General features: G+C 70.1%; 12 protein-coding genes and 1 CRISPR repeat array (1 of these 13 running past the window's edge). Of the genes, 6 read left to right on the top strand and 6 right to left on the bottom strand.

Annotated elements, in window-relative coordinates; all coding sequences use genetic code 11:
• Positions 1 to 2,435: a CRISPR direct-repeat array (repeat unit 31 nt; unit sequence GTCGCACCCTCGCGGGTGCGTGGATTGAAAC) (it extends 1,814 nt beyond the left edge of the window).
• 183 nt (positions 2,436 to 2,618) lie between these two features.
• Both NKJ47_RS03880 and NKJ47_RS03875 read right to left on the bottom strand, forming a co-directional pair.
• Positions 2,619 to 5,594 (bottom strand): TonB-dependent receptor domain-containing protein, encoded by a 2,976-nt coding sequence (locus tag NKJ47_RS03880; RefSeq protein ID WP_254460225.1) that lies wholly within the window; start codon positions 5,592 to 5,594, stop codon positions 2,619 to 2,621.
• Positions 5,595 to 5,713: 119 nt separating this feature from the next.
• The gene (locus tag NKJ47_RS03875; protein ID WP_254460224.1) at positions 5,714 to 9,076 is read right to left on the bottom strand and encodes a TIM-barrel domain-containing protein; all 3,363 of its coding nucleotides are present in this window, start codon (positions 9,074 to 9,076) and stop codon (positions 5,714 to 5,716) included.
• Between the two features lie 321 nt (positions 9,077 to 9,397).
• On the opposite strand from NKJ47_RS03875, the gene NKJ47_RS03870 reads away from it, so the two are divergent.
• The 5 genes from NKJ47_RS03870 to NKJ47_RS03850 are packed head-to-tail and all read left to right on the top strand — an operon-like array spanning position 9,398 to position 14,764.
• On the top strand, positions 9,398 to 10,552 hold the full coding sequence (locus NKJ47_RS03870; protein ID WP_254460223.1) for an SIS domain-containing protein: 1,155 nt from the start codon (positions 9,398 to 9,400) through the stop codon (positions 10,550 to 10,552).
• Positions 10,545 to 11,483, top strand: coding sequence for an ROK family protein (locus tag NKJ47_RS03865; RefSeq protein ID WP_254460222.1), 939 nt, complete (start codon positions 10,545 to 10,547; stop codon positions 11,481 to 11,483). The genes NKJ47_RS03870 and NKJ47_RS03865 overlap by 8 nt, the downstream gene beginning before the upstream one ends.
• A 15-nt stretch (positions 11,484 to 11,498) precedes the next feature.
• Positions 11,499 to 12,833 (top strand): D-tagatose-bisphosphate aldolase, class II, non-catalytic subunit, encoded by a 1,335-nt coding sequence (locus NKJ47_RS03860; RefSeq protein WP_254460221.1) that lies wholly within the window; start codon positions 11,499 to 11,501, stop codon positions 12,831 to 12,833.
• Between the two features lie 33 nt (positions 12,834 to 12,866).
• Complete coding sequence (locus NKJ47_RS03855) at positions 12,867 to 13,643, top strand: DeoR family transcriptional regulator (protein WP_254460220.1); 777 nt, start codon at positions 12,867 to 12,869, stop codon at positions 13,641 to 13,643.
• Positions 13,640 to 14,764: an N-acetylglucosamine-6-phosphate deacetylase gene (locus tag NKJ47_RS03850; RefSeq protein WP_254460219.1), complete on the top strand. Its 1,125-nt coding sequence runs from the start codon at positions 13,640 to 13,642 to the stop codon at positions 14,762 to 14,764. Before NKJ47_RS03855 ends, NKJ47_RS03850 begins: the two co-directional genes overlap by 4 nt.
• A 437-nt stretch (positions 14,765 to 15,201) precedes the next feature.
• Here NKJ47_RS03850 and NKJ47_RS03845 read toward each other — a convergent pair whose 3' ends face one another.
• The 4 genes from NKJ47_RS03845 to NKJ47_RS03830 all read right to left on the bottom strand — a co-directional run bounded on the left by NKJ47_RS03845 (position 15,202) and on the right by NKJ47_RS03830 (position 18,757).
• The gene (locus NKJ47_RS03845) at positions 15,202 to 15,717 is read right to left on the bottom strand and encodes a hypothetical protein (protein WP_254460218.1); all 516 of its coding nucleotides are present in this window, start codon (positions 15,715 to 15,717) and stop codon (positions 15,202 to 15,204) included.
• A 51-nt stretch (positions 15,718 to 15,768) separates the two neighbouring features.
• Positions 15,769 to 16,062, bottom strand: a complete 294-nt coding sequence (locus tag NKJ47_RS03840; protein WP_254460217.1) for a LysM peptidoglycan-binding domain-containing protein — start codon at positions 16,060 to 16,062, stop codon at positions 15,769 to 15,771.
• Positions 16,063 to 16,292: 230 nt separating this feature from the next.
• Positions 16,293 to 17,111 carry an NADPH-dependent 7-cyano-7-deazaguanine reductase QueF gene (gene queF / locus NKJ47_RS03835; RefSeq protein WP_254460216.1) on the bottom strand — a complete coding sequence of 273 codons (819 nt, stop codon included), beginning with the start codon at positions 17,109 to 17,111 and terminating at the stop codon, positions 16,293 to 16,295.
• 329 nt (positions 17,112 to 17,440) lie between these two features.
• Positions 17,441 to 18,757 carry a M20 family metallopeptidase gene (locus tag NKJ47_RS03830; protein WP_254460215.1) on the bottom strand — a complete coding sequence of 439 codons (1,317 nt, stop codon included), beginning with the start codon at positions 18,755 to 18,757 and terminating at the stop codon, positions 17,441 to 17,443.
• A 286-nt stretch (positions 18,758 to 19,043) separates the two neighbouring features.
• Here NKJ47_RS03830 and NKJ47_RS03825 point away from each other — a divergent pair, with 286 nt between their 5' ends.
• Positions 19,044 to 20,270: an efflux RND transporter periplasmic adaptor subunit gene (locus tag NKJ47_RS03825; protein WP_254460214.1), complete on the top strand. Its 1,227-nt coding sequence runs from the start codon at positions 19,044 to 19,046 to the stop codon at positions 20,268 to 20,270.
• The last annotated feature ends 62 nt before the right edge of the window (positions 20,271 to 20,332 follow it).

Here is a 20,332-nt window from a genome sequence, read left to right as displayed (position 1 = left end):
GTGCCGTCCGGGTACTGCCGGCTGTGGTATGTCGCACCCTCGCGGGTGCGTGGATTGAAACGTCCATCTTCATGACCGTCCACATGCGGCGCTGCCGTCGCACCCTCGCGGGTGCGTGGATTGAAACACGGCCTCCAGGTGTGCGCGCTCGGCGGGCGTCAACGTCGCACCCTCGCGGGTGCGTGGATTGAAACACGGCATGCGAGGCGCGATGCCGCGTCAAGTCATCGGTCGCACCCTCGCGGGTGCGTGGATTGAAACAGCCTTGCGCGCTGCAGCGGCCTCGGCATCGGTCGTCGCACCCTCGCGGGTGCGTGGATTGAAACTCGCTAGGGGATCTTGGCGGCAAGCAAGAGGTAAGCCAGTCGCACCCTCGCGGGTGCGTGGATTGAAACCTGACGTATTGGAGGGCACTGGCGCGGTCGCGGACCCGTCGCACCCTCGCGGGTGCGTGGATTGAAACTTTCCGAATGTCTCGTACTCGAACATGGCTTTCAGCGGTCGCACCCTCGCGGGTGCGTGGATTGAAACGCGAGCATTGCGATTAGCGCGTCATGCGCCTCTTGTCGCACCCTCGCGGGTGCGTGGATTGAAACTTCGGCGCCGGCGCAATGCTTTGGTCGATGTCGGTGGTCGCACCCTCGCGGGTGCGTGGATTGAAACTCCCAGCTGCACGGCGCCATCGCGCTGCTGAGCGGCGTCGCACCCTCGCGGGTGCGTGGATTGAAACAGCAGCAGCGGCCAGAACCTGCACATCGAGTCGAGGTCGCACCCTCGCGGGTGCGTGGATTGAAACGATGCGCGTCGGCTTCGGCCTGACCCGAGGCTAAGTCGCACCCTCGCGGGTGCGTGGATTGAAACATCGGGCAGAACCCTGACGCCGCGAAGGTGGCGTCGGTCGCACCCTCGCGGGTGCGTGGATTGAAACACAGCGCACCCCCGAAGATGGCCGACGCGATGCTGTCGCACCCTCGCGGGTGCGTGGATTGAAACTTCCCTCTTTCACTAGGCGTCAAGATCCCGACTGTCGCACCCTCGCGGGTGCGTGGATTGAAACGCAGAATGGGCCTCGCTGATCGAGCTAGCTGCGTGTCGCACCCTCGCGGGTGCGTGGATTGAAACTGAGACAAGCCGATGAGGGTCTGGCCCTGGATGGGTCGCACCCTCGCGGGTGCGTGGATTGAAACGCGACCTACTGGTACACCCGATGAGCCGCCTGACCGGTCGCACCCTCGCGGGTGCGTGGATTGAAACGCGTAGACAGGGCGTAGAGCGCGGCACCGGCAGCCGTCGCACCCTCGCGGGTGCGTGGATTGAAACGCGACGCCGCGACCCCTCGCGTCCACCGATGCCGGGTCGCACCCTCGCGGGTGCGTGGATTGAAACCTGTTCGATTGCCTGGTCGGTCATGGTCTGCTCGTCGCACCCTCGCGGGTGCGTGGATTGGAACCAACACCCCAACCAGTGGTGGATTGATACGAAAGTCGTCGCACCCTCGCGGGTGCGTGGATTGAAACATCTACCACGACGAGGTCTACCACCGCGGCAGCCGCGTCGCACCCTCGCGGGTGCGTGGATTGAAACAGCCAGTCGGTGCCAGACCTGAAGGTGCTGCGCGGTCGCACCCTCGCGGGTGCGTGGATTGAAACTGGTCGTGCCTGCTGGCCATTGCGATGTGCTGGGCGTCGCACCCTCGCGGGTGCGTGGATTGAAACTGGTCGTGCCTGCTGGCCATTGCGATGTGCTGGGCGTCGCACCCTCGCGGGTGCGTGGATTGAAACATTTTCGGCCGGACAATCGCCTGGAAGTTAATAGTCGCACCCTCGCGGGTGCGTGGATTGAAACTGGCAATCCCGCATGACCACCGGCGGCAAGGTTGTCGCACCCTCGCGGGTGCGTGGATTGAAACACGCACCAGGTGTTCCAGAACACGTTCCGGAACGCGTCGCACCCTCGCGGGTGCGTGGATTGAAACTCTGCGACCGCGGCCGAGCCCGTGGCACCCTGCAGGTCGCACCCTCACGGGTGCGTGGATTGAAACGCATCCAGGTCGGCGCGGGCTTCACGCACGGCAGCGGTCGCACCCTCGCGGGTGCGTGGATTGAAACAACGGACCTCCTACGATCAAGCGAGAATGGTCGTGTCGCACCCTCGCGGGTGCGTGGATTGAAACAGCTCACTATCCGAAGCTGTGAACTCATACGTGTGTCGCACCCTCGCGGGTGCGTGGATTGAAACCACGTGGAGCGCCTGGTGCTGTACACCGCCATGGCGTCGCACCCTCGCGGGTGCGTGGATTGAAACCTACACGAAGTCCTACGCATCGGAGCCTGTCACGCTGTCGCACCCTCGCGGGTGCGTGGATTGAAACTCGATCTGCAGGTCCATCCACACGCCGCGGGCCGTCGCATCCTCGAGGGTGCGTGGATTGGAACAACCACAGCAGTGCAATTATCCACGCGGTTCTGGTCGCACCCTCACGGATACACGGCTCAAACCTTCGGCCATGTCCTGCCAGTCCTCACCGCAGCGGCAAGAAAGCCCCGCCGTTTCATAGCATGCCTTCTCCCGCAGCGTGCGTGCCAGCAGCTACTGGCACGCATGCTGCCGCGGAGCGATCACTTGAACCGGTAGCCGATGGTCACGCTGTAGCCGCGGCCGAAGATGGTGGCGTAGTCGCTGGAATCGCCCAGGAAGCTGTTGGGGTCGTAGAACGGCAGGCGGTCGAACAGGTTCTTGACGGTGAAGCCCAGGTTCCAGGCATCATCCGGACGCCAGGTGACGCTGAGGTTGGCGGTCCACCACGACGGCGCGCCGTCGCACTTGCTCGGCTGCAGCTTGAGGTAGCCGGCGGTGCAGGTCTGCTTGTTGTTGTCCTCGGCGTCGATCCGGTCGGTGGCCCACTTGGTGCCGCCGACATAGTTGACGAACACGCTGGTGGTGACCTGCCGGTAGGTCCAGTCGGCGTTGAGCGTGGCGCGCAGGCGCGGGTTGTTGTAGTAGCCGACCACGTCGCCGTAGTACCAGCCGCTGTCCTGGTCCATGTAGAAGCGGTTGCGGTTGGCGATGGTCGCGGCCAGGCCGATGTTCAGCCCGCCCCACTGGCCGAGCGAGAAGCGGCTGCGCGCGTCGATGTCGAAGCCGTCGACCAGGGTCTTGCCGCGGTTGCGGTACTGGCCGACCACGCTGGCGACATTGCCGACGCTGTAGCCGGGCAACGTGCCCGGGCAGGCCACGCCGCTGGCGGGGTCGGCGCACATCGCGGCGAGTTGGGCGAGGTTGGCGCGGTCGCTGTCGGTGATCGGCGAACGGGTCATGGCGGTGATGTCGCCGGCGCGGCGGTAGTCGGGGGCGACGATCTCGTTGTCGCGGTAGATGAACCAGTAGTCGGCCGACACCGACAGCCAGTTGGCCGGCTCGTAGACGAAGCCGAGCGTGGCAATCTTGGCCTTCTCCGGCTTCAGGTCCGGGTTCGGCTGGGTCATGCGCGCCACGGTGCGGCTGCAGTCGGCATTGAGCAGGCTCTTGCCCAGGTCCACGTCGCCGCTGCGGCGCGATTGCAGCAGCAGGTTGGCGATGGCGTTGGTCTCGGCGCAGCGCACTTCGTCGCGGTAGCCGCCCAGCTGCGCGTAGACGCCGCCGCTGCCGGACTCGGCCAGGCTCGGCGCACGGAAGCCTGTGGAATAGGTGCCGCGCAGCAGCAGTTGCTCGAAGGCCTGGTACTTGAAGCCGACCTTGGGCGCCAGGTTGGTGCTGAAGTTCGGGTACTTGTCGGCGCGCAGCGCGGCATCGAGTTCCAGCTTGTCGGTGATCGGCGCGACGGTCTCGGCGAACAGCGCATAGGTGTTGCGCTTGCCGTCGAACCAGGAGCCGCCCTGCTGGGTGATCAGGCCGTTGGCCGCGTCCGGGTTGCCGGGGGTGTAGAAGGTCTCGCGGCTGGCGTTGAAGCCGAAGGCGGCGCGCATCTCGCCGGCCGGCAGTTGCAACAGCGGACCTTCGATCTTGCCGTCGAGGGTGTGCAGGCGCGTCCACGATTCGATGTCGAAGGTCGGGAACGCCTCGCGGATCAGCGCGGCGTTGGCGGCGCTGATCTCGCCGAACCTGTACGCGGGGTGGTCGGAGATGATCACCCGGCCGGTGCCCGGGTCGATGCTGAACGGACCGAACGCCTTCTCGAAGCCCTTCACGTTGACGTTGACGGTCTGGTAGGTGACCGAGTGGGTGCCGGCGGTGGCGAAGGCGGTTTCCCAGTTCCAGTCGCCGAGGCTGCCGCGCGCGCCGCCGAGCACGCGGTAGCTCTTGTCGGTGTTGCGCTGGCCGAAGTAGTCGGGGCCGGCGTCCTGCAGCAGGTACTGCAGGCCGACCACGCCGCCCATCATCGCCCTCAGCTGCGGACTGGCGTGGTTGTACTCGTTGTTCGGCCCGAGGAACGGATACAGGAACTGGTTGACGGTGTTGCCGGTGTTGCGCGAGAACCAGCTGGTCGGATTGCCGGTGGTGGTGTTGAACGCGCGCGGGGTGCCGCCGTTGGCGCGCAGGTCGATATCGGTGTAGGTGGCCTCGGCGAACAGTTCGGTGCTGGCGCCGACCAGGAACGTGCCGTTGAGGTAGGCGGTGTTGCGCTCGGACTTGGCGCCGGCGTCGATCTCGTTGTTCAACCACGTCTCCCACACGCAGCGCGGGCCGGCGGCTTCGCTGGTCAGCACGTTCTGGCAGCCCGGCGCGGCTTCCTGCACGCGGCGCCCGGTGGCCGGGTCGAAGGCGAAGTAGCTGCCCGGATTGAACTGGCCCGGCTTGCTGCCCACGCCCAGGCGCAGGTTGCTCAGGTAGTTCGGGTTGTTGACGTAGTACTGCGCCGGCCGCTTGTCGTAGAAGTCGCGCAGCGGGATCGCGTCGCGGCGGTACACGTTGACCGCGCCGTAGACGTTGAAGCGGTTCTCGGCGAGGTCGCCGAAGCCGGCGGTGATGCTGGCCTGGTGTTCGCCGTAGGCGTCGATGCGGGTGGAGGTGTCGTTGCTGAAGTTGATCTCCGCGCCCTGGAAGTTGCGCTTGGTGATCACGTTGATGACGCCGGCCACCGCGTCGGTGCCGTACACCGCCGAGGCGCCGTCGGTCAGCACTTCCATGCGCTCGATCGCCGCGGCCGGGATCGCGTCGATGTTGACGAACTGGGTCTGGAAGCCGGCCGGCGCGCCGTAGTACGACAGGCGGCGACCGTTCAGCAGCACCAGCGTGCCCTGCGCGCCGAGGCCGCGCAGATTGGCCTGCGAGGCGCCGTCGGAGCCGGTGAACAGCGAGCGCGCGTCCTGTTGCGCCGGCCGCGCCGCCGGCAGGTTGTCGAGCACCTGCAGCAGGGTACGCGCGCCCATCGCCTGGATGTCCTGCTTGCTGATCACCTGCACCGGCGAGGCGGTCTCCACGTCGGTGCGGCGGATGTTGGAGCCGGTGACTTCGACCCGGGCCAGGTCGGTGGCGGCGGCCTGGCTGTCCTGGGCGGCGGCGGGCTGCAGGGCGGCGAGCAGGACACCGGCGATGGCCAGGGTCAGCGGAGCGAGCGGGCGACAGCGGGGATGGCGGTGACGGGCGGGCAACATCGGGGGTCTCTCCTGGCAGGGGGCGGCGCGAACGCGGAATCGGCGGGCAAAGCGCTCCCGGGCCGCGGCCAGGCGGCCGCAGTCGGGAAAGGCGGGGAAAGCGCGGTGTTACGGGGCGGTCATGGGGCGACGAAGCTGGCGGTGTCGCCCTCCTGGCCGATCAGCACGGGGTTGGCCCAGTTGGCGCAGACCTGGGCGGGATGCGGGCCCTGCGCGCCCAGCGTGCGCAGGCTCAGGGTGGACAGGCCGCGGATGTCCAGCTCCGGCTTGACCACGGCCGGCGCGCTGACCAGGCCGCTGTCGTAGAGCAGGCGGCCGTCGCCCCAGACCTGGAACTGCAGGCCGCCGGCGCTGCGGCAGGCATCGTCGATGCCCAGGTCGGCGCGCAGCAGGCGCCAGTCGCCGTGCAGGCGCAGGTCGAGGCGGCTGTCGGCGCCCACGCCCAGGCCGCGGCGGAACTGCAGGCCGTTCATGCGCATGCCGGCATCGCCGCGGAAGGCACGGTCGGCGCGCACGCGGCCGTCCAGCGCGGCGGGCAGCGCCAGTTCGGACAGGACGCGCTGCTGCGGCGGCCGCTCCGGCGCCGGGTGCTCGAGGATGTGGAAGGTGGACAGCGCGATCGGGCCAACGTCGCGCGGCTGCAGCGCGTCGAAGGCGCGCGGCCGGCGCTGCGCGGCGATGACCATCGGGTCGTTGCTGTCGGCGCCGTCGCCGTCGGGGTTCTGCACGCTCAGCACGCGGAAGCGCAGCAGGCGGCCGGCGTGCGCCGGGAAGTCGATGCGCTGCACGCCCTCCTGCAGGCGCAGCTGGCCGCGCGCCACCGGCGCGCCCCACTCGCCGTTGCTGTCGCCCAGGTAGACCTCGTAGTCGCGCACCTGGCCGTGCTTCCAGTTCTTGTCGTTGCGCGGCGCCAGCTCGATGCCGTCGATCATCTTGCGCTCGCCGAAGCCGATCACCCATTCGTGCGCGCCGGTGCGCACGGCCTGGTTGCGCACGCTGCGGAACCAAGTGGTCGGGTCGTCGTCGAAGGCGTTCTCCAGCGGGTGCCCCGGCTCCTCGGCCGGGCGGTTGACCACCAGCAGGCTGTCGGCCGGCAGCGCGCGGCCCAGCACCGGCGCGGCCGGATAGGCATCGTCGGCCGCGGCGGCGGCCACCGCGAAGTCCAGTTGCAAGTGCAGCGGCTGGCGGATGTCCTGCACGGCGGTGCGCACGTGCAGGGTGCCGCGGCGCTCCTTGGCGTCGAAGTACCAGCCTTCGCCGGCGCTGGCGAAGGCGGTGGCGTCGGCCAGCACCGGCAGCGCGCGGTCGCCTGCCTGCACCGACCGCGGCGCCTGCCGCGCGAGCACGCGCAGCGCGTAGCGGCGCTGCGGCAACTGTCCTTCGTAGCGGCCCTGCACCGGGTCGATCCACACCTGCACCGGGCCGCTGCCCTGCGCCGGCGCCTGCACGCGCACGACCTGCGTGCTGGACTCGCCCTGCTGGTAGCGGCGGGTGTTGCCGTCGTCCTCGTACAGCGTGTACTGCGAGACGCCCTGCGGATACAGGTCGAAGGTGACCTCGTCCAGCGGCTTCTCGCCGTCGAACAGCATCGCCGGGTACATCGGCAGGATCGCGCCGGCGCGCACGAACACCGGCAGCGTGGCCAGGTCGACCTGGCGGTCGAGTTGTCGGCCCTGCGCACCGGCCTGCACGCGGCGGCCGTCCCAGTAGTCGATCCAGCCGCCGGCCGGCAGGTGGATGTCGCGGCGCCAGCCGCGGCTGGCGGCCTGGCTGCGGTACACCGGCGCCACCAGCAGGTCGCGGCCGAGCAGGAACTGGGTCTTGTAGGTCTCGTCCTGCGCGTGCGGATCCTGCGGGTCTTCCCACATCAATCCGCGCACCGGCGGCGCGCCGGTCTGGGCGGCGTCGTGCACCAGGCCGTACATGTACGGGGTCAGGCGCATCTTCAACTTCAGGTAGTCGCGGTTGATGCTGCGGTACGGCTCGTCGTACCACCACGGATGCTTGCGCGCGTTCGACGACCAGCCGCTCATGCCCATCAGCACCGGGGTGAAGGCCTTCCACTGCAGGTCGCGGGTGAAGGTCTCGGCGCTGCCGCCGAAGATCGCATCGACATCGCCGGCGGCATAGGCCATGCCCGACAGGCCGGAGCCGATCAGGGTCGGCACATGCCAGCGGATGTAGTCCCAGCTGCTGCTCTGGTCGCCGGTCCAGGCCACCGCGTAGCGCTGGATGCCGGCCCAGCCCATCACCGTCCACAGGAACGGGCGCGCATCGGAATTGTCGAGGATGCCGTCGTAGGCCTGGTGGTTGGCGTCCATCGCGAACTGGTAGCCCTTGCCGGTCCAGGCCACGTCCAGCTTCTGCACGCGGCTGCCGGCCTTGCCGACTTCCCAGGCGATCTTGTCCACGCCGTCCTCGGTCCACAGGCCGGTGCGGAAACCGTACCGGGCCAGGCCCTGCACGGTCTCCGGCAAGCGCGTGTAGCCGCAGCCGTAGCCGTCGTTGGGCAGGATCCAGCCGCCGGGCATGTCGTAGGCGCGGTACTGCCTGGCCACGCTGTCGACCACGTCCGGGGTGGTCCCGGTGGGGCCGTCGTGCCAGCCCTCGGGTACGGTGCCGGGCTTCTTCGCGTTGTCGCCGTCGTTGTAGCAATCGGCATCGCCGTAGGACAGCGACCAGCGCGCCAGCATGGTCGGACGGCCGGTCAGCCGGGTGTAGCGCTCGATCAGCGCCGGCAGGTCGGCGCCGACGAAGTAGTAGGCGTCGAAGCGGTCTTCGCGATGCAGCAGCGTGGCCTGGTCGGGCTGGCGCAGGTCGTAACTGCCGTCGCTCCAGGTGTTGCGCAGCATGCCCCAGCCGCGGCTGCTGAGCAGCATCGGCGCCGGGCTCGGGCGATCGCCCTCTTCCCAGCCGCCGGAATACGACACCTCCAGTTCGCGGCCCTTGAACTGGTAGCGGCCGTTCTGCTGGCCGCCGCCGTAATAGGCTTCGTCGGCCTGCGAGGACAGCACCTGCACGCTCTGCGCGGCATCCAGGTCCAGCGGCTGCAGTTCCTGCCACAGCGCGATCGCGCGGCCCTGCTCCACGCGCTCCAGGCGCAGCCGCAGCGGCTGCCGCTGCACGTGCAGCAGCAGCGCGTCGGTGCGCACGCGCAGCTCCTGCGCGTCCTCTTCCAACTGCGCCTGCACCTGGGCCTTGGGCTGCGGCAGCACGATCGGGGTGGCCTTGTCGCCGGCGCCGGTCAGCGTGCCGCGCCGGCCCGCCTGCACGCGGACGATGTCGGCCGCCGGCAGTTCGATGCGCAGGCGCGCGCCGGTGTCGGTCTGCAGGTCCCAGCCGCGCACGCCGTCGCGGCTGTCGCTGGCGGCGACCGCGCGCAGGTTGCCGATCGGCTCGGCAGCGGCAGTGACGGCCGCCAGCAGCAAGGCCGGCAGGGCGGCCGCCGGCAGCAGCGGCGAGCGACGAACGCGATGCTCCACACGACCCCCAAACCCGTTTCCCCGGGCGTTTCGAAAGCGTTGCACCGACTCTAGGCCAGGGATTTGAAAGATGTCAATAAATTGAAAGCAAAAAACAAGATTTATTTTATAGAAACGAAAGATCTGGCATCGTATCGCTTTGGTTTTCGCTTCCAAGGCCAGCGAATTCCGCTTGCGACAGCTTGCTCTTGCCGCATATTTCGTTTCGTTCGCGCCATCAGCGGAAAACGAACACCTGGATAATTTCTTTCTTTTTTCTTTCGATGTTTGACATTTCGAAAGAAAAGTCGGATGGTGCGCTGGCCCAACAGGAACCGCCGCATGGACCTCCTTCCGCTTTCCGCTGCATCCGCCTGGCAACGCCTGGGCGGCGCCGACACCGCCCGCGAGATCGCCCAGCAGCCGATGCTGTGGCAGACCCTGGCGCAGGACCTGGCGCGGGCCGGCGAGCGCCTGCAGGCCTTCCTCGGCGACCGCCTCGACGATCCGAACCAGCGCGTGCTGTTCACCGGCGCCGGCAGTTCCGGCTTCATCGCCGAGATGGTGGCCGATGCGATCAATGCGCAGTGGCCGGCCGAGGCGCGCGCGGTGCATACCACCAGCCTGCTGACCCACCCGGCGCTGTACCTGCAGCGCACGCGGCCGACCCTGCTGGTGTCGTTCGGGCGCAGCGGCTCCAGCCCGGAAAGCGTGGCCGCGGTGGAGCGCGTGCGCAGCGACGTGGACCAGGCGCGCTTCCTCGACATCACCTGCAACGCCGACGGCGAACTGGCCCGCCGCGGCGCCGGCCGCGCCGACACCTGCACCCTGCTGATGCCGGCGGCCAGCTGCGACCGCGCCTTCGCCATGACCAGCAGCCTGACCTGCATGCTGCTGGCGGCGCTGAGCGTGTTCGACCGCGCGCTATGGGAAGCGCGCAGCGCGCGTTTGCAGCGGCTGGCCGAGCTGGCCGGCCGCGGCCTGGCGCAGTGGGACGCACCGGTGGCGGCGCTGGCGCAGCGGCCGTTCGCGCGGGTGATCTATCTCGGCAGCGGCCCGTTGGAAGCGCTGGCGCGCGAGGCCGCGCTGAAGGTGCTGGAACTCACCGCCGGCCGCGTGCTGGCGCTGGCCAATACGCCGCTGGGCTTCCGCCACGGCCCCAAGTCCACGCTCGACCGCAGCACCCTGGTGGTGATGCTGCGCAGCGTGCAGCCGCTGGCGCGCCGCTACGAACAGGACCTGCTGGACGAACTGCGCCGCGACGGCGTGGCCGGCCAGGTGCTGGCGATCGGCCCGCATGCGGACATCGGCGCCGGCGACGACCACACCCTCGCCGTCGCCGGCCTGGACGATCCGTGGCTGGCGCCGCTGTGGCTGGGCTTTGCGCAGTTGTTCGCGCTGCAGCGTTCGGCCGCGCTCGGCCTGACGCCGGACAATCCGTTCCCCGACGGCACCGTCAACCGCGTGGTCCAGGGCGTCACCATCCACCATGGCTGAGCCGGGCGCGCCCACCTGCTACGGCCTCGACGTCGGCGGCACCAAGATCGAACTGGTGGCCTGCGACGCCGCGCTGCAGGTGGTGTGGCGGCGCCGCGTGGCCACGCCGCAGGGCGACTACGCCGGTTTCCTGCAGGCGGTGGTGGCGCTGGTGGCCGAGGCCGATGCCGCGCTCGGCCGCCGCGACAGCGCCCTCGGCATCGCCCTGCCCGGGGTGCGCGAGCGCCGCAGCGGCCGCCAGCTGAGCGCGAACGTGCCGGCGCTGACCGGCCAGTGCGTGGCGCAGGACCTGCAGGCGCGGCTGTCGCGCCCGCTGCATATCGGCAACGACCTGCAATGCTTCGCGCTGTCCGAGGCGCACGGCGGCGCCGCCGACGACTATCCCAGCATGTTCGGCGCCATCCTCGGCACCGGCGCCGGCGGCGGCTTCTGCGTGCAGGGCCGCCTGCTCGCCGGCTGCAACGGCATCGCCGGCGAATGGGGCCACTGGAGCGTGCCCGGGCACCTGCTGCAACGCCATCGCCTGCCGCTGCTGGACTGCGGCTGTGGCCTGCAGGGCTGCGTGGAGCGCTACGTGTCCGGCAGCGGCGTGGCGGCGATCGCGCGCCATCTCGGCAGCGACGCCGCCGACGCCAGCGCGGTGATCGCCCAGGCCGAAGCCGGCGACGCGCGTGCGCGGCAGGCGCTGGACATCCACCGCGACCTGCTCGGCCACAGCCTGGCCGCAGTGGTGCTGGCGCTGGACCCGCACGTGATCGTGCTCGGCGGCGGGCTGTCGCAATACCCGCCGCTGTACCGGCAGCTGCCCGACGCCATCGCCGCGCACCTGTTCGCCGGCGTGCAGGTGCCGCCGATCGTGCCGCCGCGCTTCGGCGATGCCGGCGGCGCCCGCGGCGCCGCGCTGCTGGCCTGCCATCCCGCCTATTCCTGAGCCGCCGGAGTTTCCATGTCGCCCTTGCAGACCCTGCTCGCCTCCCACCGCGCCGGCGCCAACGTCGGCCTGTACAGCGTCTGCTGCAGCAACGCGCAGGTGCTGCGCGCGGCGATGCAGGTGGCGCTGGCCCACGACACGCTGCTGCTGGTGGAAGCCACCTCCAACCAGGTCGACCAGTTCGGCGGCTACACCGGCATGACCCCGGCGCAGTACCGCGACTACGTCGGCGCCCTGGCCGAGGCCGAAGGCGTTCCGCGCGCGCGGCTGATCCTGGGCGGCGACCACCTCGGCCCCAATGCCTGGCAGAAGGGGCCGGCCGCCGAGGCCATGGCGCATGCGCGCGTGCTGATCGCGGACTACGTCGCTGCGGGGTTCCACAAGATCCACCTGGACTGCAGCATGGCCTGCGCCGACGACCCGGTGCCGCTGCCCGATGCCATCGTCGCCGCGCGCTCGGCCGAGCTGGCCGAGATCGCCGAGCGCACCGCCGCCGCACACGGCCTGCCGCCGCCGGTGTACGTGATCGGCACCGAAGTGCCGGTGCCCGGCGGCGAAGCCTCGCTGGCCGGCGGCCTGCAGGTGACCACGCCGGCCGCGGCCGCGCAGACCCTGGCGATCCACCGGCAGGCGTTCGACACGCCGGCGCTGCGCGCGGCCTGGCAGCGGGTGATCGCGCTGGTGGTGCAGCCGGGCGTGGATTTCGACCACAGCGCCGTGCACGACTACGACCCGGCCGCCGCCGCCGCGCTGGCCGATTTCCTCGAGCGGCAGCCGCGCATCGTGTTCGAGGCGCACTCCACCGACTACCAGCGCGAGGACGCGCTGCACGCGCTGGTGCGCGACCACTTCGCCATCCTCAAGGTCGGCCCGGCCGCCACCTTCGCCTACCGCGAGGCGCTGTACGCGCTGGCGGCGATCGAGGCCGAACTGCTGCCGGCCGCGCAGTGCTCGTGGCTGCCGCAGGCGCTGGACGCGGCGATGCTGGCGCAACCGGGGGCATGGCAACCCTACTATCCGGGCGACGCGAGCGAGCAGCGCCTGCTGCGCCGCTACTCCTACAGCGACCGCTGCCGCTACTACTGGGGTGAGCCGGCGGTGCGCGAGGCGGTGGACAGCTTGTTCGCCAACCTGGAACGGCACCCGCCGCCGCTGGTGCTGCTCAGCCAGTTCCTGCCCGAGCAGTACCGTGCGGTGCGCGCCGGCCGCCTCGCCAACACCCCGGCCGCGCTGGTCCAGCACCGCATCGGCCAGTGCCTGGGCGAATACGCCCGCGCCTGCAGCGCCAACCGTGCCGGCGCGCGCCGGCCGCATACGGATGCGGCTGCAGGCGTCGCGGCGAACGGCTAATCTTCCCGGTCGCCCGCGAATCCGAGAATGGCCATGCGCAACACCCGCTCCCGCCGCCAGCAGATCCTGCAGTCGCTGCTCGAACACGGCGCGGTGCAGGTCGCCGACCTGGTCGAACGCTTCGGCGTGTCGGCGGTGACCATCCGCGCCGACCTCAACCAGTTCGAGGCGCAGGGCCTGGCCACGCGCACCCACGGCGGCGCCACGCTGATGCGCACGCCGCCGCAGGAACAGGACATCCACGAGAAGGACGCGCTGAACCTGCCGCTGAAGGACTCCATCGGCGCCTGCGCCGCGCGCATGGTGCAGCCCGGCGCCAACATCATCATCGACTCCGGCTCGACCACGATGACGCTGGCCCGGCACCTGCGCGGGCACCGCGACGTCACGGTGATGACCAACGGCCTCAACATCGCCTGGGAACTGGCCAACGCGCCGGGCATCAACGTGCTGCTCACCGGCGGCCAGCTGCGCCAGCAATCGCTGTCGCTGCAGGGCAGCCAGGCCGAGGCCAGCCTCAACGCCTACGGGTTCGACACGCTGTTCCTGGGCGTGGACGGGCTGGACCTGCAGTTCGGCCTGACCACCCACGACGAGGCCGAGGCGCGCCTCAACCACCGCATGGTCGAGCGCGCGCGGCGCATCGTGGTGCTGACCGACGCCTCCAAGTTCGGCCGGGTCAGCCTGCACCGCATCGCCCGCCTGGACCAGATCCACGCCATCATCACCGACGCCGGCATCGACGAGGCCACCCGCGAGGGGCTGCAGCGGCTGGGCATCGAGGTGATCATCGCCGAGCCATCGCCATGACCGACACCCGCTCCCTGCACGGGCGCCTGCTGACCCCCCTGGGCTGGCGTCGCGGCCACGTCCACTTCGACAGCCACGTGCGCCGGCTGCAGGTGGACGACCACAGCGGCGGCGACGATCCGCAGCTGCCGCTGATCCTGCCCGGCTTCGTCGACCTGCACGTGCACGGCGCCGCCGGCGTGGACCTGATGCAGGGCGGCGAGGCGGCGCGGCGCATCGCTCGCGCCCACCTGCGCTTCGGCACCACCACCCTGCTGGCGACCACCATGACCGCCGGCGTCGACGAGATCGCGCACGCGCTGCGTGGCGTCGCCGCGACCATGGCCGCGCCCGACGCCGACGCGGCCTGCATCGCCGGCGTGCACCTGGAAGGCCCCTTCATCAGCCCGCAGCGGCTCGGCGCGCAGCCCGACCGCACGGTCGAGGCCAGCCTTGCCCTGGTCCAGCAGTGGCACGCGCTGGCGCCGATCCGGGTGCTGACCCTGGCCCCGGAGATCGGCGCGCACACCGCACTGATTCCGGCACTGACCGCGCTGGGCATCCGCGTGCAGCTCGGCCACAGCGCCGGCAGCTACGAGGACGGGGTGGCCGCGCTGCAGGCCGGCGCGGCCGGCTTCACCCACCTGTTCAACGGCATGACCGGCGTGGACCACTACCGGCCCGGCATCGCCGCCGCGGCGCTGGCGCATGCGCAGTACGCCGAACTCATTCCCGACCTGCAGCACGTCCACCCCGGGGTGATCCGCCTGGCCGCGCGCGCGATTCCGCGCCTGTACGCGGTCACCGACGCCACCGCCGCCACCGGCATGCCCGACGGCGAGTACGCGCTCGGCGAGCAGCGCGTGCACAAGTGCGGCGGCTGCGTGCGCCTGGCCAGCGGCTCGCTAGCCGGCAGCGCGCTGACCATGGACCAGGCGCTGCGCAACCTGGTGCAGGCCGGCCTGGACCTGGCCGATGCCGCGCAGCGCGTGTCGACCTTCCCGGCCGACTACCTGGGCCTGGGCGACCGCGGCCGCATCGCGCCCGAGGCCCGCGCCGATCTGGTGGTGCTGGACAGCGCCCTGCGCCTGCAGCAAGTGGTGATGGGTGGGCGCGTGCTGGATCTGCACGCGCCGCACTGATCGCCGGGCGCCATTCGCCACGCCACAACGCACGCAGGCGTCGCTGGCCGACGGTGTTGCGCGCGGCCCGCGCCGCAGACCGGTGCATTGGCAGGCCTCGGCTACGAGGTGCGTCGGGACTGCAGGGCACCTGCAATCGCCTGCCTTCGCAATCAAGCCGGATGCAGCGTGCACCGTCGCAGGTCGTATAGGAGCGGCTGCAGCCGCGACGGGGCATTGCCGGTAAAGTCCGTCCCGGCTGAAGCCGCTCCTACGGGACGCGTTGCGCCGTAGTGGAAGCGCCCTGAACGCCGTCGTGAGCGACCACGCCGGGCATGCTGCCGACGCCATCGGATCGCGCATAAAAAAGGCGCAGCCTCGCGGCTGCGCCAGCGTTCCGTCCCTGCCGGGAGAGAGACGGCAGGGGCGGCCCGTGATCGGGCGACGTGCGCCCCGGATCACTTCACCTCGAACTCCTGCGGCGTGCCCGCGGGCTGCCCATTGACGGTGACTTCGGCCTTGTACTTGCCGGCCGGCCAGCCCTTGGGGTTGGTGAACTGGAAATTGGTGGTCTCGGCGCCACTGGTGTTCAGCGCCTGGCTGAGATCGCCGGCGGTCTGTCCGTCCTGGAACAGCAGCTTGGCGCCGACATTGGCGTTGGTGGCCGAGCCCTCGGTCTTCACCGACACGATGATCGTGTCCTTGCTGCCCAGCGTGGTCAGCGGCGCGACCGACTTGTCGGCGGCGGCGGTGTTGCCGACCGCGATCGCGGCGACGGTCACCACCGTGGCGGCCGGCGCCGAGGGCTCGGGGGCGGTCGCGGCCGGGCCCGGCATCTGCTCGGTGGGCGCGGACGAGGTGGGGTCTGGCGAGACCTGCTGTTCCTGGTCCTGCTTCTTGCAACCGGCCAGCGCCAGGGTGCCGACCATGGCGATCAGCAGCGGCGAAAACGGGGACATCGAACGGGTTTTCATTGGAACGGGACTCCTGTCGGGGTGGCGAAGGAAATGCAGGGCGGACGAACGTCAGGTGCCGGCGGGCAGCTTGAGCGTCTGTCCCGGATAGATCTTGTCGGGGTCGGCGAGGACATCGCGGTTGGCCTCGAAGATGCGGGTCCAGGCATTGCCGTCGCCGTAGTGCAGCTTGGCGATCTTGGACAACGAATCGCCGGGCTTGACCACGTAAACCTGCTGCACCTGCTCGGCGGTGCTGTCGACCGTGCCCTGCACGGCGGAGAAGTCCGCCTTCTGCACGACGTCGGCGGTGGTGTCCACCTTGGCGGTGACCGCCGAGAAATCGGCGCGCTTGTCACTGTTCATCGCGTAGCTCCATGCGGGATGGGACGGTGCCACGGTGTCACAGCGTTTGTTAAAAAAGGATCGCGCGGCCGTGAATCGCAGGGACGCGGTTCAGGCGTGGCGCGACGTCGCGGACGTCGTCGCGCCTGGGCTTTGTCCGCTACAGCGCGATAGAGGCCGACCGCACGCCTGCAGCGGCGCGTGGCTCGTGACATGTTGGCATCGGCGCACCGCGCGCACCGCGGCAACGGCTACTGGCGCAGATCGCGCAGGAAGCTCAGCGGCTCGGCCACGTCCGCGGTGGCCCGCCAGGGATTGATGTCCAGGCCGCCGCGGCGGGTATAGCGTGCCTCCACCTGCAGCGACTGCGGGCGGCAGCGCGTCATCAGGTCGTGGAAGATGCGCTCCACGCACTGCTCGTGGAAGCCGGCATGCTCGCGGAAGCTGATCAGGTAGCGCAGCAGCCCTTCGCGGTCGATGCGACCGCCGCGATAGCGCACATGCAGCGAAGCCCAGTCCGGCTGGCCGGTGACCGGGCAGTTGGACTTGAGCAATTCGCTGGTCAGGGTTTCCTCGACCACGTCGCCCTCGGCGGCGGAGAGGAAGTCCGGGCGAGGCGGGCCGTAGCAGTCGATGGCGATGTCCAGCACGTCCAGCGATTCGCCCTCGCCCAGCGTGTCGATCGGCGGCAGGCCGAACTCCATCGCCACGTCGGCGCCGGCGCGCGTGGACAGATCGGTGACGATGCAACTGCGCAGCGCCTCGGCGCTGTTGAAGCGCATCGCGTTGAGCGAGTTGAGATAGAGCTTGAGCGACTTGGATTCGATCAGGTTCGGCGAGGCGCACGGCACCTGCAAGGTCGCGGTGGCGACGCAGGGCTTGCCCTGCGCATCGAGCCAGCTCAGTTCGTAGGCGTGCCAGCGATCCACGCCGAAGAACGGCAACGCTCCCGCATCGAGGCCGATCTCGGTCCGCGCGGCAGCGCGCGGGATGGGAAACAGCAGTGCCGGATCGTACTGCGACGGGTAAGCGACCTCGCGACCGAGGCTGGAATCCTGGGGGGTGTTCATGCGGGGCAGTGTAGCGGGCGCGTTCTGGCTGGCAGGTGTATGAGTGGGGATTAGCGAGTGGGGATTCGGGATTGGCAAAAGCGAAGCGGCGCGTGCTTGCGTCGAGGTGCTTGCGTCGCGTCGAGGCGTCATGCGTCGCGACTGAAGTCGCTTCCACAGGAGGCGATCCAGTGCCGCTGGCAGGAGCGGCTTCGGCCGCGACAGCCTTCCCGGTAATGCCCGTCGCGGCTGAAGCCGCTCCTACGGATCCACTCGCGCCACGCTCACGGCACTGCAGCACCGCCGCTTCTACGAATCCCCACCCCCGACTCCCCAATCCCAGCCGCCCATCAGGCCTGCGGCTTCGCCCCCAGATAATCCAACGACACCTGCAGCAAGGCGCGCAGGCCGACGTCCAGGGCAGTTTCGTCGAGCAGGAACTGCGGCGAGTGGTTGCTGGGCGCGGTCGCCGGGTCGATGCCGGGGCCGGTGGCGCCGACGAAGAAGAACATCGCCGGCGCCTGCTGCGCGTAGTACGAGAAATCCTCCGCTCCCATCTGCAGCGGCGGTTCGTAGACGTTGCCGGCGCCGACCACGGCCTGCAGGCTGGGCAGCATGCGCGCGGTCAGCGCCGGGTCGTTGACCGTGGCCGGGTTGCCGTCCTGGTCGGGCACGTGCGCCTCGGCCTTGGCGCCGTGCGCGGCGGCGGTGTGCTCGGCCACGGTCTTGAGGTCGGCGAAGATCTGCTGGCGCATGCCCTCGTCGAAGGTGCGGATGGTGCCGACCATCTCCACGTCGTCGGGAATGATGTTGTAGCGGATGCCGCCCTTGATCGCGCCGAAGCTGAGCACCGCCGGCTGCTTGGACAGGTTGGCGCGGCGGCTGATCACGCTCTGCGCGGCGCCGATCAGGTCGGCGCTGGCGACGATCGGGTCGATGCCGTTCCACGGCGCCGAGCCGTGGGTCTGGCGGCCGATCACCTTGATGCTGAAGCGGTCCGACGCGGCCATCAGCGGGCCGCCGCGCACGGCGATCTTGCCGGCCTGGACGCTGGAGAACACGTGCAGTCCGAACACCGCCTGCGGCTTGAAGTCGCGGAACAGGCCTTCCTTGAGCATCAGCGAAGCGCCGCCCTCCTCGTTGCCCGGCGCGCCCTCCTCCGACGGCTGGAACACCAGCATGACCTCGCCCGGCAACTGCGCGCGCATCGCCACCAGGGCCTCGGCCACGCCGAGCAGGATGGCGGTGTGGGCGTCGTGGCCGCAGGCGTGCATCACCCCCACGGTCTCGCCGCGGTACTCGCCGGTGGCCTTGGAGGCGAACGGCAGGCCGGTCTGCTCGGTCACCGGCAGCGCGTCCATGTCCGCGCGCAGGGCGATCCTCGGCCCCGGCAGCGCGCCTTTGACGATCGCCACCACGCCGTGGTGGGCGATGCCGGTCTGCGGTTCCAGGCCCAGCGCGCGCAGCCGCTCGGCGACCTTGGCGGCGGTGCGCTCCTCGCGGTTGGACAGCTCCGGGTGCTGGTGGAAGTCGCGCCGCCACTCCACCACCTTGGCCTGCAACTTGGCCGCGGCAGCCGTCACCTCCGGGCGCTCGGCGTTCTGCGCACAGGCCAGGGCGGGGACGGCGAACAGCATCGCGGACAGCAGGCGGGACAGGCGCGGCATGACAGGACTCCAGGTGGGGACGGAACGGGCGTTCAGTCAATGTAGTGCATCGGCGGCCGGCCCGGGGCGGCCGTGGATCCCGCTGCGGGGAAAAAACCCTTGCGAATCCGTGTCAACCGATGCGCCACGGGTGCGTTGCCAGAGCGGACGACCGGCCCTGCCCGCCCGCGGGGTCTGTCCCTTCAGTCATGGTCCAATCGCAACGCGCCGGCGATATGCTTCCTCGCTCGTCACCAGCCACTGCGGGAGGGCCCTCCACCCCGCCTCGCCACAGGAGTTTCCCCGGATGTCGCGTTTCTGGAAGATTGCACTGCTGATCCTCGCAGCGGTGGCCGTGGTGGTGGTGGGGATGCGCGTCATGCGCGGCGGCGGCCACAGGGGCGCCGGCACGGGCGAGGACGGCGATGCCACCCCGGTCCCGGTGACGGTGGTGGCCGCGAGCAGCCAGACCGTGCCGATCTACGCCACCGCCACCGGCACGGCGACCGCGCTGAACACCGTCACCGTCAGCCCGCAGGTCGGCGGCCAGCTGATGAGCCTGAACTTCCGCGAGGGCCAGGAAGTGAAGAAGGGCGAGCTGCTGGCGCAGATCGATCCGCGTTCGCTGCAGGCCAGCTACGACCAGGCCGCGGCGAGCAAGCGCCAGAACCAGGCGCTGCTGGCCACCGCGCGCTCCACCTTCCAGCGCTCCGACTCGCCGGCCTACCGCCAGTACGTGGCCAAGACCGACCTGGATACCCAGCGCAACCAGGTGGCGCAGTACGAAGCGGCGGTCGCCGCCAACGACGCGCAGATGCGTGCGGCGCAGGTGCAGCTGCAGTACACCCGCATCCTCGCCCCCAACGACGGCATCGCCGGCATCCGCGGGGTGGACGTGGGCAACATCGTCAGCACCAGCACCACCATCGTCACCATCACCCAGGTGCACCCGATCTACGTGACCTTCAACCTGCCCGAGATCCAGCTGCAGGACGTGCGCCAGGCGCAGGCGGCGGCGCCGCTGCCGGTGGCGGCGCTGGACCGCACCGATGCGCATCCGATCGCCAGCGACGGCCAGGTCGACGTGATCGACAACCAGATCAGCGCCGACTCCGGCACCTTCAAGGTCCGCGCGGTGTTCCCGAACGGCGACCGCGCGCTGTGGCCGGGCCAGTTCGTCAACGTGCGCCTGACCCTGCGCACCGTGCCCGACGGGGTGGTGGTACCGACCCAGGCGGTGCAGCGCGGCCCCGACGGCGACTACGTGTACGTGGTGCAGGCCGACAACACGGTCAAGATGCAGACGGTGAAGCAGGGCGCGGAAGTGGGCGACAGCCATGTGCAGCTGACCGAGGGCCTGAAGGCCGGCGAGCGGGTGGTCACCGAAGGCCAGTTCCGGCTCAAGCCCGGCATCAAGGTGACCCCGCTGAAGCCGGGCGAGGCGCCGCCGGAGCCGACCGAGGCCGAGCTGAAGGCGGCCGAGGGCAAGCAGCAGCGCGGCGGCGGACGCCGCGGCGGCGGCGGGCCGCGCTGAGCGCGCCGCGCACGCCGGCGACGGCCGTGCCGCGCCCGCGCGGCCGGCACTCGCCGGGTTGC

It is taken from the genome of Xanthomonas sacchari (assembly GCF_024266585.1).
GTDB classification, from domain to species: Bacteria; Pseudomonadota; Gammaproteobacteria; order Xanthomonadales; family Xanthomonadaceae; genus Xanthomonas_A; species Xanthomonas_A sacchari_C.
Note: the sequence above shows the minus strand (reverse complement) of the source record. Positions and strands in the feature narration are given on the sequence as shown.